14 protein-coding genes, 2 tRNA genes and 1 pseudogene are annotated in these 18,379 nt (G+C 43.5%); 10 read left to right on the plus strand and 7 right to left on the minus strand.

The window, feature by feature from the left end; translation table 11 throughout:
* Positions 1–19: 19 nt before the first annotated feature.
* The 5 genes and pseudogenes from EHV08_RS02400 to lon form a co-directional block, all read right to left on the minus strand.
* Complete coding sequence (locus tag EHV08_RS02400) at positions 20–727, minus strand: cell division ATP-binding protein FtsE (protein ID WP_126677828.1); 708 nt, start codon at positions 725–727, stop codon at positions 20–22.
* A gap of 159 nt (positions 728–886) precedes the next feature.
* Positions 887–2,149 (minus strand): annotated as a pseudogene (locus EHV08_RS02405) (DEAD/DEAH box helicase); the annotation flags it as partial.
* A 52-nt stretch (positions 2,150–2,201) separates the two neighbouring features.
* A complete protein-coding gene (locus EHV08_RS02410) occupies positions 2,202–3,344 on the minus strand; it encodes an LptF/LptG family permease (protein ID WP_126679394.1) in 1,143 nt (380 codons plus the stop codon).
* A gap of 124 nt (positions 3,345–3,468) precedes the next feature.
* Complete coding sequence (tgt, locus tag EHV08_RS02415) at positions 3,469–4,596, minus strand: tRNA guanosine(34) transglycosylase Tgt (RefSeq protein WP_126677830.1); 1,128 nt, start codon at positions 4,594–4,596, stop codon at positions 3,469–3,471.
* Positions 4,593–7,046: an endopeptidase La gene (gene lon, locus EHV08_RS02420; protein WP_126677831.1), complete on the minus strand. Its 2,454-nt coding sequence runs from the start codon at positions 7,044–7,046 to the stop codon at positions 4,593–4,595. Before lon ends, tgt begins: the two co-directional genes overlap by 4 nt.
* A 94-nt stretch (positions 7,047–7,140) precedes the next feature.
* Here lon and EHV08_RS02425 point away from each other — a divergent pair, with 94 nt between their 5' ends.
* From EHV08_RS02425 to mnmA, 3 genes are all read left to right on the plus strand, one after another.
* Positions 7,141–7,839: a tRNA1(Val) (adenine(37)-N6)-methyltransferase gene (locus tag EHV08_RS02425; protein ID WP_203227041.1), complete on the plus strand. Its 699-nt coding sequence runs from the start codon at positions 7,141–7,143 to the stop codon at positions 7,837–7,839.
* A gap of 192 nt (positions 7,840–8,031) precedes the next feature.
* Positions 8,032–9,495: a DUF1846 domain-containing protein gene (locus EHV08_RS02430; RefSeq protein ID WP_126677832.1), complete on the plus strand. Its 1,464-nt coding sequence runs from the start codon at positions 8,032–8,034 to the stop codon at positions 9,493–9,495.
* 3 nt (positions 9,496–9,498) lie between these two features.
* Positions 9,499–10,575 (plus strand): tRNA 2-thiouridine(34) synthase MnmA, encoded by a 1,077-nt coding sequence (gene mnmA, locus EHV08_RS02435; protein WP_126677833.1) that lies wholly within the window; start codon positions 9,499–9,501, stop codon positions 10,573–10,575.
* Between the two features lie 58 nt (positions 10,576–10,633).
* Here the strand turns inward: mnmA and EHV08_RS02440 are convergent, their stop codons facing one another.
* Both EHV08_RS02440 and EHV08_RS02445 read right to left on the minus strand, forming a co-directional pair.
* On the minus strand, positions 10,634–11,341 hold the full coding sequence (locus EHV08_RS02440; RefSeq protein ID WP_126677834.1) for an HAD family hydrolase: 708 nt from the start codon (positions 11,339–11,341) through the stop codon (positions 10,634–10,636).
* A gap of 91 nt (positions 11,342–11,432) precedes the next feature.
* Positions 11,433–12,788: a glucose-6-phosphate isomerase gene (locus tag EHV08_RS02445; RefSeq protein WP_126677835.1), complete on the minus strand. Its 1,356-nt coding sequence runs from the start codon at positions 12,786–12,788 to the stop codon at positions 11,433–11,435.
* 481 nt (positions 12,789–13,269) lie between these two features.
* On the opposite strand from EHV08_RS02445, the gene EHV08_RS02450 reads away from it, so the two are divergent.
* The 7 genes from EHV08_RS02450 to rsxC all read left to right on the plus strand — a co-directional run bounded on the left by EHV08_RS02450 (position 13,270) and on the right by rsxC (position 18,362).
* Positions 13,270–13,356, plus strand: a tRNA-Ser gene (locus tag EHV08_RS02450).
* A gap of 27 nt (positions 13,357–13,383) precedes the next feature.
* A tRNA-Glu gene (locus tag EHV08_RS02455) sits at positions 13,384–13,455 on the plus strand.
* A 133-nt stretch (positions 13,456–13,588) separates the two neighbouring features.
* The gene (locus tag EHV08_RS02460; protein ID WP_126677836.1) at positions 13,589–15,076 is read left to right on the plus strand and encodes a glycoside hydrolase family 10 protein; all 1,488 of its coding nucleotides are present in this window, start codon (positions 13,589–13,591) and stop codon (positions 15,074–15,076) included.
* Positions 15,073–15,516, plus strand: a complete 444-nt coding sequence (locus EHV08_RS02465) for a hypothetical protein (RefSeq protein ID WP_126677837.1) — start codon at positions 15,073–15,075, stop codon at positions 15,514–15,516. The genes EHV08_RS02460 and EHV08_RS02465 overlap by 4 nt, the downstream gene beginning before the upstream one ends.
* 128 nt (positions 15,517–15,644) lie before the next feature.
* Positions 15,645–16,079: a SoxR reducing system RseC family protein gene (locus EHV08_RS02470; RefSeq protein WP_126677838.1), complete on the plus strand. Its 435-nt coding sequence runs from the start codon at positions 15,645–15,647 to the stop codon at positions 16,077–16,079.
* A gap of 31 nt (positions 16,080–16,110) precedes the next feature.
* Entirely contained in the window at positions 16,111–17,013 is a 903-nt protein-coding gene (locus tag EHV08_RS02475; protein ID WP_126677839.1) for a Fe-S cluster domain-containing protein, read from the plus strand.
* Complete coding sequence (gene rsxC, locus EHV08_RS02480; RefSeq protein ID WP_126677840.1) at positions 17,010–18,362, plus strand: electron transport complex subunit RsxC; 1,353 nt, start codon at positions 17,010–17,012, stop codon at positions 18,360–18,362. Before EHV08_RS02475 ends, rsxC begins: the two co-directional genes overlap by 4 nt.
* The last annotated feature ends 17 nt before the right edge of the window (positions 18,363–18,379 follow it).

The following is an 18,379-nucleotide window of genomic DNA, read 5'->3' on the forward strand; positions in this document are numbered from 1 at the left end:
TTTGAGATATTTTTCAACTTTACGCCCTTTCCTTATCTTCGGTAAGGTCAATGCTGTTGTAGGTGTTTGTTATATCGCTTATTGATGTTTCCGAACATCTATATACTATTCCCGGATACTTGTTAAGCATCGGTATGTTATGGGTTGACATTACTATCGCCGTACCGGTGAGACTTATCTGCCGCAACAGTGAAACGATATTGCTTGCCGTTTCCGGGTCGAGATTGCCTGTAGGCTCGTCTGCCACGATGATTTTCGGTTTGTTGAGCAACGCCCTTGCAATGGCTATTCGCTGCTGTTCGCCCCCGGAAAGTTCGTGGGGCATCTTGTTCACCTTGTCAGACAGTCCTACGGCCTCAAGCACTTCGTCTATACGCTGATTGCGTTCAGATTTCTTCCACCCTGTTGCTTTGAGAACGAAATCAAGGTTTTTGCCTACCGTGCGGTCGTGCAACAGTTGGAAATCTTGGAATATAATACCCATTTCCCTGCGCATTTCCGGCACTTCCCTGCGTTTTATCTTCATCAGGTCTCTGCCAAGTACTTCTGCCTTTTCGGCACTTTCGATGTCAAGTTCGCAATATAGTGTTTTAAGGAGAGAACTCTTTCCTGCCCCCACCTTACCTATAATATATACGAACTCGCCCTCATCAACATTGAAATCAATGTCTTTGAGTACGCATAAATCATCTTGGTAAATACTTACCCTATTATAATCTATAAGCATATTTATATACTTTTAAATCATCATTTACAATCAATCATTATTCAAAATAGGCTGTTTTGCTTCGCAATTTCGGCGATTTTGCTCATCAATTTCGCCTTTTTTGCCAACCAATTTCGCCCAATTTATTCAGTTGTCCTGCTTGTTTTGCTTTCCGTATCCTTTCTTATGGTCTTTCCTACTACTTCTTTTCTGACTGTTATCAGTGGGCTTTCCTCTTCTCGAATTTCTTTTTTGGGATTTTCCGCCATGCCTTCCTTTCTTTACCATCGGAACATACTCAGGTCCTTCGCCGATGCCTTCGGGCAGTGGATTTTTTGTTACCTCGTAGCCGAGAAATCTTTCTATCTCCATGAAATCCACTATTTCCCAACCTCTTACGAGTGTTATTGCCACTCCGTCTCGGTCGGCACGCGCGGTTCGTCCTATTCTGTGCACATAATCTTCCGCATCGTGAGGAACGTCAAAGTTGATAACCGTGGCAATGTCGTCAATATCAATACCACGAGCAACAATGTCTGTGGCAACGAGAACGTCTGTCTGATTAGACTTGAAGCGATACATCACGTCGTCACGCTGCTGTTGTGAGAGATCCGAGTGCATCTCATCGCAGTTTATTCCGATACGTTTCATGTCGCGTGCGATGTCCTTTACTTTCTGTTTTGAACTTGAGAAGATAATCACACGGTTAAGTCGCTTGCCCTTGAACAGGTGCTTCAGTATGTCGAGTTTCTGTGTCTCGTGACATACGTATGCAGACTGTTGAATTTTGTCGGCAGGCTTGCTTACTGCGAGTTTCACTGTTATCGGATTCTTCAGCAGGGTTCTTGCCAGTTCTTCTATCTTTGGCGGCATTGTTGCCGAGAACATTATTGTCTGACAAGTTTCGGGAAGTAGTTTTGCAATGGCCATGATGTCATCGCTGAAACCCATGTCGAGCATGCGATCGGCTTCGTCGAGGACGAAGAAAGAGACGCGCCCAAGGTAAATATTTCCCATTGTTATGTGGCTTTTCAGTCTGCCGGGAGTGGCGATGATAACATCGGCTCCCATTTTCATTCCCTTAGCCTCTTGGTCGTACCTATTGCCATCGTTTCCGCCATATACCGCAACACTGCTTACTTCGGACATGTAGTATGCAAAGCCCTGCATTGCTTGGTCTATCTGTTGTGCCAACTCACGTGTGGGGCTCATTACGATACAGTTTATAGCATCGTTCGGAAAGCCGCCGTCGTCAAGCATGCTCAATATCGGGAGTAGGTAGGCTGCAGTCTTTCCTGTGCCTGTTTGTGCCACTCCGAGAACATCGTGCCCATCGAGAATTTCAGGAATACACTTTTCCTGTACCGGTGTGCAGGTGTAGAAGTGCATGTCTTCGAGTGCGTCGAGGGTATTATCGTTGAGGTCTAAATCGTAAAATTCCATATTAGTGTCTCCTTTTTTTAATTGTATTTTGTCTGTTTTGCCCCCATTATCATCAGTTCGGGGCTTTTCGATAGCAGAACCACGCGATTATACCAAACACGATATTCGGAATCCATGCTGCAAGTATTGCCGGCGTATCTGATTGTATTGCAAATGTTGCCGACACCGTTTGTAACATGATATAGGCGAAACTCAACGCCAATCCTATGCCGAGATACATTCCCATTCCTCCTTTACGCTTTCGAGATGACAGCGAAAGGCCTATCGTGGTGAGGATGAATGAGGCAAATGATGATGCGATACGTTTGTGATATTCCACTTCATACTGCACCACATTGCTTGAACCTCGGTCTATTTGCTTGCTTATGTAATCCCTCAACTGCGGACTCGTGAATGTTTCTTGTTGCCCTTTTGAGAACACAAGGTCGGTTGGTTCCATCATCACGAGTGTGTCAAGAATATCTCCATTGGTGATTTTCTCACGCATTCCTCTCATGTCTCGTATTCGCCAGTTTATGACCTGCCAGTGGAATTTGGAGTCGGAGATAGTATCATACTGTATTTCGGTGGCTGTCATGTGACTTACCACTTTCTTATTCTCGAACTTGTCGAGACAGAAACCGTATCCTTTCTTACGGTTGTTGTCGTAGAACTGTATATAGGCAATTACTCCTTTGCCCACCTGCATCTGAACATTCTCGGCTGCGGTATTCTTTTTTTTGTTCTTATATAGTGTCTCGAAGTTTTGTCTTATTACTGTTCCCTTGGGTATAACGTAAGAACCGAGATAGAAAGTGAGAGCCGAAATGAGTGCCGCAGAAATCATGTATGGCCGCATAAGTCGCCTCATGCTTACTCCGGCGGCGAGCATTGAGATTATCTCACTGTTGCCTGCGAGTTTTGAAGTGAAGAAGATTACGGCAATAAAAACAAAGAGTGGAGAGAAAAGATTGGCAAAGTATGGCACGAAATTCACGTAATAGTCGAATACTATTGCTTTCAATGGAGCGTGATATTGCGTGAACTTTGCAAGGTTTTCGTTGATGTCGAAAACAATGGATATGGAAATTATCAGTGCAATGGCATAGAAATAGGTTCCTATGAACTTCTTAATGATGTACCAATCAAGTATTTTCACATAACGCTTAGGATTGATGTATTTAAGCCAACCCATATATTTGGCTGCCCGCTTCATCACTTTAGAAACGGGTGCCAATGCCCTTTTTACCGTCTTTATGGCTTTTAGGGATTTTCTTCTGCGTCTTATCTTGTCGTATTCCAATTCCTTTGTTTTCTATGGAGGTGAGATGCGACTACCTCTAAACTCTTTTTCCAAGTTGCTCTACGATACTTTTCATCCACGGCGTGAAGTCGCCGGCAATGATATGTTTTCGTGCATCTCCTACGAGCCTCAGATAGAAAGCGAGGTTGTGTATGCTCGCTATTTGCATCGCAAGTAATTCCTGAGCCTTGAACAGGTGGTGGAGATATGCCTTGGTGTGTATTCGATCAATCTCACAACCGTCCGGATCGATGGGAGAGAAGTCGTTTTCCCACTTCTTGTTCCTCATGTTCATTGTGCCTTGATAGGTGAAGAGCATGGCGTTTCTGCCGTTTCTCGTAGGCATAACACAGTCGAACATATCCACTCCTCTGGCAATTCCTTCAAGCAGGTTCTGTGGAGTTCCTACTCCCATGAGGTATCTGGGTTTGTCTTTCGGCAATATTTCGTTAACAACTTCAATCATTTCATACATCACATCGGTTGGTTCGCCTACCGCCAACCCTCCTATTGCATTTCCATCGGCACCTTTATCGGCAACGAATTTTGCCGCCTCGCGCCTCAAATCTTTATAGGTGCAACCCTGTACTATGGGGAAAAGGCTTTGCTTATATCCGTATCGTGGCTCTGTCTCGTTGAATCTCTTGAAGCAACGGTCAAGCCATCTCTGCGTCATTGCCAGACTTTTGCGTGCATATTCGTAATCGCTCTTGCCCGGAGGACATTCGTCGAGTGCCATCATTATGTCGGCACCGATTGTTCGTTCGGTGTCCATTACGTTCTCCGGAGTGAAGAAATGTCGCGAACCATCAATGTGAGAAGTGAACATACAACCCTCTTCAGTAAGTTTCCTTATACCGGAAAGAGAGAACACTTGAAAGCCGCCACTGTCTGTCAGCATCGGCCTGTCCCACGAAATGAACTTATGCAGGCCTCCTGCCTTGTAGAGAGTGTCAAGCCCCGGACGCAGATAAAGATGATAGGTGTTGCCCAAGATTATTTGTGCTCCTACCTGTCGGCGCAGTTCTTCGAAATGAACTCCCTTCACACTTCCTACCGTACCCACCGGCATGAATATCGGGGTTTCTATCTGTCCGTGAGCGGTTGTTATGAGGCCGGCACGAGCGTCACTTGCGTTATCTGTATGTTGAAGTTGGAATGTCATTTGTTGCTCTCGTCAATTTCAAAACTTACAGGGCGCGCAACGACTTCATCGGTGAGCGCAAAATCCCATACGTCACCAACGTTTTCAACGTAGTGGAAACTTATTCCCTTTAGATATTGCTCTGAAATCTCATCAATGTCTTTCTTGTTGTCCTTGCAGAGCAGAATATCGGATATTCCGGCGCGTTTGGCAGCAAGTATTTTTTCCTTTATTCCGCCAACAGGTAGCACTTTGCCACGCAGTGTTATCTCGCCGGTCATTGCCGTGTCCTTTCTCACTTTGCGCTGTGTCAGAGCCGATGCAATGCTTGTTGCAATCGTGATGCCGGCACTTGGACCGTCTTTTGGAGTTGCTCCTTCAGGCACGTGGATGTGAATGTTCCAGTTGTCGAATATGCGATAGTCTATTTTCAAGTCATCGGCATGAGCCTTGACATACTCTAATGCGAGCACAGCACTCTCTTTCATGACATCTCCGAGATTTCCGGTAAGTGTCAGTTTCGAGCCTTTTCCTCTGCTGAGGCTTGTCTCAATGAAAAGAATTTCGCCTCCTACGCTTGTCCAAGCCAAGCCTGTAACCACTCCGGCATAGTCGTTACCTTGGTATATGTCGCGATAGAAAGGTGGTTTGCCGAGCAATCCCTCAATCTCTCCCGCGCTGACTTTAAGGAATGGTAGTTCTCCTTCGCGCGCCTTTATCAGTGCCATCTTGCGCAGTGCTTTGTTTATCTGCTTTTCTAATTGGCGCACACCGCTCTCACGAGTATATTGTTCGATGATTTTCTCTATTCCCATCTTGTTGAAAGAGAGTTTCTTTTCATTGTCAAGACCGGTGTTCTCTTTCTCCTTAGGTATAAGGTGGCGTTTTGCAATTTCTATCTTCTCTTCTGTCGTGTAACCGCTGACTTGTATTATCTCCATACGGTCGAGTAGTGGACGCGGTATGGTGTTGAGGTCGTTTGCGGTTGCTATGAAAAGAACTTTTGAAAGGTCGTAATCCACATCAAGGTAATTGTCGTGGAACGCATTGTTCTGTTCAGGGTCGAGAACTTCGAGCATTGCCGACGATGGGTCGCCGTTTATGGTGTTCTGGGTTATTTTATCAATCTCATCGAGAATGAAAACAGGGTTTGAAGAGCCTGCTTTCTGTATGCTTTTGATGATTCTTCCCGGCATGGCACCGATGTATGTGCGTCTGTGTCCGCGTATTTCAGACTCGTCATGGAGTCCTCCGAGACTCATTCTGACATACTTTCGCTTCATTGCTTTGGCTACGCTCTTCCCGAGAGAGGTCTTTCCAACCCCCGGAGGGCCGTACAAACAGAGTATAGGTGACTTCAAATCGCCCCTGAGACTGAGCACTGCCATGTATTCCAATATGCGCTCCTTTACTTTTTCCAGTCCGTAATGGTCGCGGTCGAGTATCTTTTGGGCACGGTTAAGGTCGAGGTCGTCTTGCGAATAACTTCCCCACGGCAGTCCTACCATAGTCTGAAGATAGTTCATCTGCATCGAGTATTCCGGACTTTGCTGGTTCAGAATATCCAGTTTGTCGAGTTCTTTATAGAAAACTTTCTCTACATCTTCTCCCCAATTCTTCTTCAGTGCTTCCTCCAACAATTCTTTTCTCTCCGGAGAACCTTCGTTGTTGCCGAGTTCTTCACGGATGTTCTTTATCTGTTGTTGTAGGAAATACTCCCTTTGCTGCTCGTCAATGTCCTCGCGAGTCTTGAGTCTGATGTTTTGTTTTATCTGCTCCAACTGTGTCGCACGAGAAAGGATTTTCAGCAATGCAAAAACTCTCTCCTTGGTGCTGCTCTTCTCAAGCAGCATCATTTTCTCGTGTAATTCAAGCGGAAGACTCGAACATAGGAAGTTTGCGGCAATTATATCGTTACTGATATTATTAACAGCAAACTGAGCTTCGTCCGGAATATCCTCGTTCTTCTTGATGTATTCGATAGAAGCACGCTTCATATCTTCGATTGCAGCACCGTATTCTTTGTCCTTGATAGAGGTGATAGCTTCCGGAGCACCTTCTATTTCGCCAACGAGATATGGTGACTGTTTCACGATTTTTTTAAGCATAACCCTGCCAAGGCTTTGTACTATGACGGTTATACGATCCTCCTGTCCGGGAATATCAAGTACTCGGATTATCTTTGCAGCGACACCGTATGTGAAAAGATCTTTCTCTGTTGGGTCGTCTATATTCGGGTCGCGCTGGCATATCACTGCCAACAATGCGTCAGGATTCTTCTTTAATTTCTCTACGAGCAGTCTGCTTTTCTGTCTTCCTATCAGTACAGGAGTGACGACACCTGGGAAAAGTACAAGGTTTCGGGTGGCAAGAATAGGCATATTGCCTTCTACCGGTGCCTCGAAAAGATGTCTTACATCACCTTCGTAATCTGCAATCATAGAGAACTGGTTATTTTGTCTTTCGCTCATTTCCTAAATAAATAAGTATAAATCGGCTGCAAAGTTACTAAATTAATTCCTAATTCTATTAGTATAATTATAAAATATTCGTACCTTTGCGGTCGTGAGTAACGATTTTTCACTTAAACAATTCAATATAAGACAGGAACGTGCTGCGATGAAGGTCGGTACGGACGGACTTTTGTTGGGCGCATGGGCAGACGGTGGAGGGCTTATTCTTGACATCGGAACAGGAACAGGTCTCATCGCACTTATGATGGCTCAACGCTTTTCCGGTGCTATTGTGGATGCAATAGATATAGACCCTGATGCCGCTTTACAGGCAAAAGAGAATGTCGAAGACTCGCCATTTGCCGATAGAGTCACGGTAATGTGTACTTCTTTGCAGGAGTTTGATATTGCAAAACGATATGATGCAATAGTATGTAACCCTCCATATTTCACGCAATCATTGCTACCACCAGACTCAAAGCGCACTTTGGCTCGCCATGCCGTTGCGCTTCCTTTTGATGAATTGTTCAGACATTCAAGGCGATTTTTGGCGAATGGAGGTGTTTTTTCTATAATCGTGCCGTTTGATTTGGAGTCGAAGATAATGGTTTCGGCTGCCGTAAATGGTTTCTTTCTTGTCCGTAGATGCACCGTAAGCACAACTCCGAGCAAATCTCCACGCAGATTGCTTATGGCATTCGCGCTCGCTCCGCAACCTGTCAATGATGAGAGAGGGACGATACACGCATCTAATTCCGAATATTCGGAATGGTATAAGAAACTTACTTGCGATTTCTTGTTAAAGTTTTGAACAATAGCTTGTTATAATGTTTAGTTAATTTAAAAGACGAATAGTGTAAGATTGGATAATTAATTCTGCTATTGAAAATAAAGTATTGTTTCTTTGGCAAATTGTTTATGTTTCATTAGGCATTATCACTATAAATTATTACTTTTGCGGTCGGAATAAAAGCATTGTCATGTATTAACTGTAATATACAAAATGAAGGTTGGTTTTGATAACGAAAAATACCTCCGTATTCAGTCGGAGCATATCAAAGAACGAATAGCACAATTTGGTGATAAACTTTATCTTGAGTTTGGTGGCAAACTATATGATGACCACCATGCAAGTCGTGTGCTGCCCGGTTTTCAGCCGGATAGCAAATTGCGCATGCTGATGCAACTCAAAGATGATGTCGAAATCGTAATTGTGATAAGTGCCGAGGACATTGAACACAACAAGGTTCGTGGCGATTTGGACATCACATACGACAAAGACGTATTGAGACTGAAAGAGGTATTCTCCGAAAGAGGTCTCTATGTAAGCAGTGTTGTGATAACACAATTCAACGGACAGTCAAGTGCCGTATTGTTCCGAGAGCGTTTAGAGCGCATCGGTGAGGTCAAAGTGTATTATCACTACCTGATAGAGGGGTATCCAACCAATGTGGAATTGATTGACTCTGATGCCGGATTCGGAAAGAACGACTATGTAGAAACAACGCGTCCACTTGTTGTTGTTACGGCTCCCGGCCCCGGAAGTGGGAAAATGGCGGTGTGTCTGAGTCAACTTTATAATGACAACCGCAGGGGACTAAAGGCCGGTTATGCCAAGTTCGAGACGTTCCCTATTTGGAATATTCCTTTGAAACACCCTGTAAATTTGGCATACGAGGCGGCAACAGCCGACCTTAACGATGTCAATATGATTGACCACTTTCATCTTGAAGCATACGGAAAGACCGCAGTTAACTATAACCGCGATATAGAAATATTCCCGGTGCTCAATGCAATATTTGAGGGGATATATGGTGAAAGTCCTTATAAGTCGCCCACCGACATGGGAGTGAACATGACAGGTTTTTGTATCAGTGACGACGAGGTGTGCTGTGAGGCTTCAAAACAGGAAATAATACGTCGTTATTATACGGCACTGTGTAATATGACGGATGGGAAAAGTGACGATCACGAGGTCAATAAACTTGTGCTGTTGATGAAACAGATGAAACTTACGACAGCCAACAGACCGTGTACTGTTGCCGCATACGAGCGCAAACTGCGTTCCGGTACGCCTTCGGCAGCCATAGAACTTGCCGATGGTACACTGATAACAGCCGATACGAGTCCGCTGTTGGGGCCAAGTGCAGCCTTGTTACTCAGCGCAACGAAACATTTGGCAGGTATAGACCACGAGGTCAAGTTGATACCTCAAGAGATGATAGTTCCTATTCAGATGATGAAAACATCCATGCTTCATGGCAATAATCCGCGACTTCATACCGATGAGGTACTTGTGGCACTTGCTGTTTTAAGTCAGAAAGATGAGAATTGTCGACGTGCACTTGACACTCTGCCAAAACTTGACGGATGTCAGGTGCATGCAACGGTAATGCTCAGTGAGGTTGACCGTAAGATTTTCAAGAAACTTGGTTGTGGCCTGACATTCGATCCTGTGAAGAAATAATTTATGATAGAAAAAGAAGAATTATCGGGAAAACGCATAGCCGTACTGCTCTCCGGTGGAGTAGATAGTTCGGTGGTAGTTCATGAGTTTGCCTCAATGGGGCTGTCGCCGGATTGTTTTTACATAAAGATAGGGCCGGAAGAAACTGAAGAGTGGGATTGCTCTTCAGAAGAAGACCTTGAAATGGCCACTGCTGTTGCTGCCAGATATGGCTGTAAACTACAGGTTGTGGACTGTCATAAGGAATATTGGGATAAGGTTACGCGTTATACGATTGATAAAGTGCGTTCCGGATTTACGCCAAATCCTGACGTGATGTGCAACCGACTGATAAAGTTTGGAGCGTTTGATGAGAAAATGGGGCATGAATATGACCTGATAGCGACAGGTCATTATGCCGGAACCGAATGGATTGATGGTCGCAAATGGCTTGTTACAAGCCCTGACCCGGTGAAAGATCAAACCGATTTCCTCGCACAAATATTCGATTGGCAGTTGAAGAAAGCAATATTCCCGATAGGTCATTACATGAAAGACGAGGTGCGTGAGATTGCCGAACGCGAACATCTTGTCAATGCGAAGCGTAAGGACTCGCAGGGTATATGTTTCCTCGGAAAGATAAACTATAACGATTACATAAAACGTTATCTCGGAGAAAATCCCGGTGATGTTGTTGATATGGCTACCGGCAAGATTCTTGGCAAGCATCGCGGCCTTTGGTTTCATACCATCGGACAACGTCATGGCTTAGGCTTTGGTGGTGGCCCTTGGAATGTTGTTCGTAAGGACATAGAGAACAACGTGTTATATGTGGCTAACGGATATGAGCCTCGTCAGGCATGGAGAAAGGAGTTTGAAGTGAAAGATTTCCATTTCCTTACCGAAAAAGAATTGCCTGAAAGTGTGACGTTTAAGATTCGCCACACTCCCGAATTTCATAAAGCCACGTTACAGTCTCTCGGCAAAGGCTCGTATAAAGTTTGTGCCGAAGACCTTATTCAAGGCGTGGCACCGGGGCAGTTTTGTGTGATATATGATTCAGATCACCATAAATGTTATGGTTCCGGAGAACTGGTATAGTTCATTTTTGTTAAGCAGGTGTTCACAATACACAAATTGATTGTGAACACCTACTTGTTTATATTGCTTCATAAACCTCTTTAAGGTTTTTGAAAATTATGTCTGCTCCCGCCTCGATAAGTGCGGAGTCGGGTAGTGGTCCTGTATTAACGGCAATGGTGAATGCACCGGCGGCCACTCCGGCCATTACGCCTAAAGGCGCATTTTCTATCACTATTGTTTCGCTTGGACAGACATTACATTTCTTCATGCCAGCCAAATATGGGTCGGGTAGGGGCTTTCCGTTTTTCACATCATAGGCTGTGACAAGTTTATCCTCCGTTACTCTTGGGAACTCTTTTAGTAATCGGTTTATCAATGGTCGCTGTCCGCTACCGGTGACTATACCTATTTTGATTCCCATGCAGTGCAATTTTTCCTGCAATTCTATGGCGTATGGCATAATCCTTGGTTTGGGAAGCAGTCCGAATCGGTGTGTTTTATCATCGTACATCTTCTGTGCTTCTGCCTCGTCAATGTCGCGTCCTTGTTGCTCTTTCACCATTTTTCGTATGGTATCCACACCGCGCGCGCCTTCTGTCAGGTAAACATCGTTTGCAGTCATTGTTATCCCGAACGAAGTCATGGATTGTACCCATGCAATGGCGTGATTGGGCATGCTGTCAACGAGTACGCCATCCATGTCGAAAAGTACGCACTTTGCATGCCCTAAAGCCGATTTCAAACTTTCATTTGCCGTAGGCTCTTTATTATCTTCTGCCATCATAATTTTATATTATAACGTATTGCTCTTCCCAAGTATTATTAAATACCATCTCTAAATTAAGCAAATATGCTCAACGTTACCCATTCAACGTTCATCCCTCAACGCCTACTCGCTTTTTTATCGCTTCAGACTCAGCCTCGTATCCGGGTTTGTCGAGCAGTGCAAACATATTTTTCTTATATGCTTCAACGCCGGGTTGGTTGAAAGGATTTACTCCAAGAACGTTGCCACTGATACCGCAGGCAATTTCAAAGAAATAGATTAATTGTCCGAGATATTTCTCATCGAGTCTTGGAATTGATATGCATATATTTGGTACTCCACCATCTACGTGGGCTAAACGTGTGCCAAGTTCTGCCATTTTGTTCACTTCGTCAACGCGTTTGCCTGCAAGGAAGTTCAGCCCGTCAAGATTTTCCTCGTCGCTTGGGAAAAGCAACTTCTTATTAGGTTCTTCAACGCTTATCACTGTTTCAAAGATACTGCGCTCTCCCTCTTGAACCCATTGTCCCATAGAGTGCAAGTCTGTGGTGAAATCGCATGATGCAGGGAATATTCCTTTACCCTCTTTACCCTCGCTCTCACCATAAAGTTGCTTCCACCATTCGCTCATGAAATGAAGTTTTGGTTGGAAGTTTACCATTATTTCTATTTTCTTGCCACTCTCGTATAGTCCATTGCGTACCGCAGCATATTGTGCGGCAGGATTTTCGGCAAATGGAACATCCTTGCCACAGGCTGCCTCCATTTCCTGTGCGCCCCTTACGAGTGCTTTGATGTCAAAGCCGGCACATGCCACGGGGAGCAGTCCTACCGGCGTAAGCACTGAGAAACGTCCCCCCACATTATCGGGGATAATAAAACTCTTATACCCTTCTTTGTCGGCGCAAATTCTTGCTGCACCTTTTTTCTCATCAGTAATGGCGACTATTACTTTTCTTGCCATTTCCTTACTCATCTGATTTTCGCATTGCTTTTTCAGCAAACGGAATGCGAGTGCGGTTTCGGTAGTCGTGCCACTCTTCGATATATTTATCACTCCGAATCGTTTCCCTTTAAGGTATTCGGTGAGTTCGTAGAGATAATCCTCGCTGATATTGTTTCCTGCAAAGAGTATTGTGGGGTTGTTCTTATCATTCATGAGCCACTCAAAACTGTTGCCAAGTGCTTCGATTACAGCCTTCGCGCCCAAATAACTGCCACCTATTCCCGCAACAACAACTGCTTCACAGTTCTCGCGTAGCACTTTAGCCGTATTCTCTATCTCGCTGATAAACTCATCTGTTATGCTCGAAGGAAGATGTAGCCAGCCTAAAAAGTCGTTACCCGGACATGTCCCATTTTCCAAAGCCTCTTGAGCGGCTTTTACTTTTGGCTCGAAAGCCTCAACTGTACCCGGTTGAAGGAAACATGCTGCATTGATGATGTCAAGTTTAATGTTGCTCATATTGTTCTTTTTATTTTGTTAAAGTATTTTCGTTCATGCAAAATTAGTATTTTTCTTTGATATATGCAAAAACGTATTGTGATTTTGGACATATATAAATGAATATCAGTCGAATAAATGATTTAAATCAAAAAGTTTTTCTGAAAACAATGATCTACTTTGCTATTCATGCCTTATTGTAAACCAAATTCGCCTATTTTGGTCTGCAATTTCGCCCAATTTGCTGACCAATTTCGCCTAATTTACTAAATCAAACAATATGTGCGGATAGCAAATAGGGAGATTATTATTTACCAGATTCAGCCTTTCTTTTATTAAAAGAGGTTTTTATGTATCGTAAAAACATAGATGTTCGGGATAAAGAAAGAAAAATGATGAATCTTTGAAAAAAATATATGAAATATTTGCAGGGATAAAAATAATACGTTAACTTTGCACCCGCAATTGAGAAATCAGTTGTTTCGGCAACAAAGCGGCCCGAGGAAGGATGGGTGAGTGGCTGAAACCAACAGTTTGCTAAACTGTCGTACGGGTAACCGTACCGGGGGTTCGAATCCCCCTCCTTCCGCAGGGGATTTGACCGACAAAGAAAGATGGTGGATTCATCTAACGGTTAGGATACAAGATTCTCAATCTTGGCATAGGGGTTCGATTCCCCTATCCACTACAAAAGACAAGAAATCGGGATAGGAAACTGTCCCGATTTTTGCGTTAAATAATCCCTGTGTGCGTAATGTTAATGAAAAATTTGGAGATTATATATTTTTTTTGTACCTTTGAAATCAAATTAAATACTTTTTATGAAAATATTTAAATACCAAATAGTTATATTTGTTTTGTTGTTTCTGACATGTTTTGTTGACAATGTGTCTGGGCAGTCAAAAAGAGAATTTCGCGGTGCGTGGATACAATGTGTTAATGGACAATTTTTGGGGATGTCCACACAGGCAATGCAATCCACACTTACGTATCAACTTGATGAATTGCAAAAGGATGGGGTGAATGCAATAATCTTCCAAGTACGTCCGGAGTGTGATGCCCTGTATGCAAGTTCGATGGAGCCGTGGAGCCGCTTTCTGACTGGAACTCAAGGTGTCGCTCCAAAGCCATATTGGGATCCGCTGCAATGGATGGTTGACCAATGTCATAAACGTGGAATGGAGTTGCATGCGTGGATTAACCCGTATCGTGCAAAAACCAAAGGAACGAACGAACTCTCAAGGAATCATGTGGCAATACGCCATCCTGAGTGGGTGTTCGCGTATGATGGCCAGTTGATTTTGAATCCCGGTATTCCGGAATGTCGAGAGTATATCTGCAAGGTAGCAGATGATATTGTGAGGCGTTACGATATTGATGGGCTTCACATTGATGATTACTTTTATCCCTATCCTGTTGCAGGTCAGAAAATTGATGATAGCAGACAATATCAAGCGAATAACAATGGTATTAAGAATATAGGCGATTGGCGACGTTATAATGTTAATTTGTTCATACAACAACTGCATAACTCCATAAGTTCTGTAAAACCGTGGGTTAAGTTCGGCGTTTCGCCTTTCGGAATCTATCGTAACAAGAAAAACTCTCCTATAGGTAGTGAGACCAATGGGCTTCAGAACTATGATGACCTTTATGCCGATGTCCTTATGTGGGTTAACAATGGCTGGGTTGATTATGTAGTGCCACAATTATACTGGGAGATTGGGCACAAGGCAGCAGACTATGAAACGCTTATAAAGTGGTGGAATGTTCATACGTCAAAACGCCCTTTATATATAGGTGAAGATATTGAACGCACGGTGAAAAAGGCAGACCTTAATAACCCGAAAATCAATCAGATGCCTGCGAAGTTCAAGTTGCATAGTGAGATGCGGAATGTAAAAGGTACAGTGTTATGGTATGCCAAAGCAGCCGTGGATAATATCGGAAATTACGGAAAGACGCTACGTAATGTTTATTGGCGTTACCCTGCACTTCAACCCACAATGCCTTTCATTGATGGAGATGCTCCTAAGAAGGTTAGAAAGATGAAAGTGATAAATATGCCAGAAGGTAAAGTCTTGTTCTGGACAGCTCCTAAAGGAAAAGGTTGGGAAGACGAGGCTGTGAAATATGTAGTCTATCGCTTTGCAAGTGGAGAAAGGATTGATATTGACAATCCTGCCAAGATAGTTGCTATCACTACAAATACATTTTATGACATAAAGGAACTGGAGAAGACAACATACGTTGTAACTGCTCTTGACCGTATGGGTAATGAAAGTAAAGGAAAAAAGAAAAAGATATGAACACAAACGAACAAACTACTCAAAAGATTGAACGATTTCTGGGAAAGATAGTTCAGAAGTTTCCTGTCGATTCCGAATTGGCTTTGATGACCGATTTACACATAAAGGTTGTTCAGGACAGCGGAGAACTGCTTGCTTTTGATGAAGATGGGAATGAGATTACTCGTTGTGTTGTCAACCAATGGATAGATAATAAGGACGCAGGCTTCTATTCTGAAGTAGTAAAGGTTTTGCGTGAAATAATCATTAATAATAAAGATAAGGTTGAGAATCTCGGTATCGTCAAACCTTATAACTTTGTTTTGGAAAATGATGAGAATGAACACGTTGCAGAACTCTATGTGGTAGATGACGACACGATTATAATCGGGGGAGACTTGATGGAAGGACTTGATAAGGAACTTGACGATTTTCTTAATCAACTGCTTGCCGAAAAGTAATCAATAACAACCGTTTGCTTATATTTTCTTTCAGAAAAGGCAATAAAATATCATTTTTATTTGCATTTTTAAAATATAATATTATCTTTGCATTTGTAATTTGGAGATTGCAATTTGGCTGTCTGATTATGGGAAATAGGATTAAGCATAGCGGTATAATAGATAAGATTGACGATGACTGCATAAAGGTACGCATAGTCCAGATGTCTGCCTGTTCTTCTTGTAATGCAGCGTATCTTTGTCAAGCATCAGAGAAGAAAGAGAAAATCGTTGACGTTTATGATTTCTCTTCCCGTACGGATTACAAAGTCGGCGATACCGTTACTGTGATAGCGTCTTCACAAATCGGGATGAATGCCGTATTGGTTGCTTTCGGTGTACCTTTCCTAATTCTCGTAAGTGTGGTATTTATCGTTAGCAGAATCACAGATGAAGAGCCGTTTATGGCACTCGCAGGTATATGCGCATTAATACCTTATTATATATTAATGTATATATTAAGACATAGGTTTCGAGAGAAATTCTCATTCAAAATAGAAAAAACTGATAATAATACACGTTAATTTTTTATACTAAAACATATACAAAGAAATTATGAACTTTATTCTAACTGCAGTAATTGTACTTGGGACAATAGCATTAGTGTCGGCTGTGATACTATACGTATGCTCCAAGAAATTTGCTGTTAAAGAGGATCCACGATTAGGCTTGGTGACAAGTGCGCTTCCCGGTGCAAATTGTGGTGGCTGCGGTTTTCCCGGTTGTTCGGGACTTGCCGGGGCTTTGGTCAAGGCGGCAGATTCCGGTTCGATAGATGGACTGAACTGTCCGGTAGGAGGAGCAGAGGTAATGAGTAAGGTTGCCGACCTTCTTGGTATTGCAATTGCCAATTCGGAGGTACAGATTGCAGTGGTAAGATGTAATGGTACTTGTGAACTACGTCCGCGAATTACATCTTACGATGGTTTGCGCAGTTGTGCATCCATGCATTCTGCTTGTGCCGGAGAGACTGGTTGCGGCTATGGCTGTTTGGGCTGTGGAGATTGTGTCGATGCATGTAATTTCAATGCTATTCACATTAACGAAGAGACTGGATTGCCAGAGGTTGATGAGGATAAGTGTACCGGATGCGGTGCATGTGTCAAGGCTTGTCCGCGCGTAATCATCGAACTTAGGAAGAAAGGGCCAAAGGGACGGCGCGTATATGTGCGTTGTGTCAACAAGGACAAAGGTGCTGTTGCAATGAAAGCATGTAAAGCAGCATGTATAGGTTGCAGTAAATGTTTCAAGGAATGTGCTTTCGGTGCTATAACAATAGAAAACAATCTTAGTTATATAGACCCGAATAAGTGTCGTCTATGCAGAAAATGTGTTGCCGTATGTCCTACCAATGCCATAGTATCAAGCAACTTCCCTGCACCAAAAGTTAATGAAAACGCAGCCGCAACGGAACTACAATCATCTGCTAACAAATTAGGAAAGGAGGTAAAGGAATGAAACTAAGAACGTTCAGAATTGGCGGTGTGCATCCGCAAGAAAACAAACTTACTGCTGATATTCCGACAAAGGTAGCAGAGTTGCCGAAACAGGCTATATTCCCATTGCAGCAACATATAGGTGCTCCGGCAAAGGCTGTGGTCAAGAAAGGAGATAAGGTTAAGGTCGGAACTCTTATTGCAGAGGCCGGTGGTTTTGTTTCAGCCCCTATTTTCTCATCTGTATCAGGTACTGTATTCAAAATTGAGGATGCAATAGATGCCACAGGTTATCGTAAGCCTTCTATTATTATTAATGTTGAAGGTGACGAATGGGAAGACTCTATTGACCGCTCCGACAAACTTGAAACGTTGGAGATGCATGCCGAATTGACATCCGAAGAGATCGTGAACCGTGTAAAAATGGCAGGTGTCACAGGTATGGGAGGGGCAGGTTTCCCAACGTTTATAAAACTTACGCCCCCGCCAAATGCAAAGGCAGAGTGTGTTATAATCAATGGCGTGGAATGTGAACCGTACATAACTTCGGACAATCGACTGATGTTGGAACATGCAGACGAGATAATCGTAGGACTCCAACTGTTGATGAAGGCGGTGAATGTGGAGAAAGGATATATCGGTATTGAAGATAATAAGCCTAAAGCAATAAAACTTATTGCGGAAAAAACAGCAAACATTAAGGGTGTTGAAGTTGTGCCACTTGCACAGAAATATCCCCAAGGCGGAGAGAAACAACTCGTTGATGCCGTTATTCGAAGACAAGTGCCGCCCCCCCCCGCCATTCCGGTGAATGTTGGTGCTGTGGTTCAGAACGTTGGTACAGCATTCGCTGTTTATCAGGCTGTGATGAAAAATAAGCCCTTGTTTGAGCGTTATACCACTGTTACCGGCAAGAAATTGAAGACTCCCGGAAACTTCCTCGTTCGCATGGGAACACCGATGCGGGAACTGATAGATGCTTGTGGCGGTCTTCCCGAAGGCGATAACAAGATACTTGCGGGCGGTCCGATGATGGGTAAGGCGTTGACATCGATAGATGTTCCGATATGTAAGGGAACAAACTCTGTTACGGTTCTTACAGATGATGATGCTCGTCGTAAAGAGCCACAACCATGTATCAGGTGTGCCAAGTGTGTCAGTGTATGTCCGATGGGACTTGAACCTTATCTTCTTGCCACGTGTTCGTCAATGAAGAACTGGGAGAAGGTGGAGGCAGAAGATATTACTTCTTGCATAGAGTGTGGCTCATGCCAATTCACATGTCCTGCTCATCGTCCTCTTCTTGATAATATACGTATTGGAAAATCCACGGTGATGGGTATGATAAGGGCACGTAGCATCAAGAAATAGTAAAGTAAAACAGTAAA

Origin of the sequence: Prevotella koreensis (genome assembly GCF_003977605.1) — a bacterium.
GTDB classification, from domain to species: Bacteria; Bacteroidota; Bacteroidia; order Bacteroidales; family Bacteroidaceae; genus Prevotella; species Prevotella koreensis.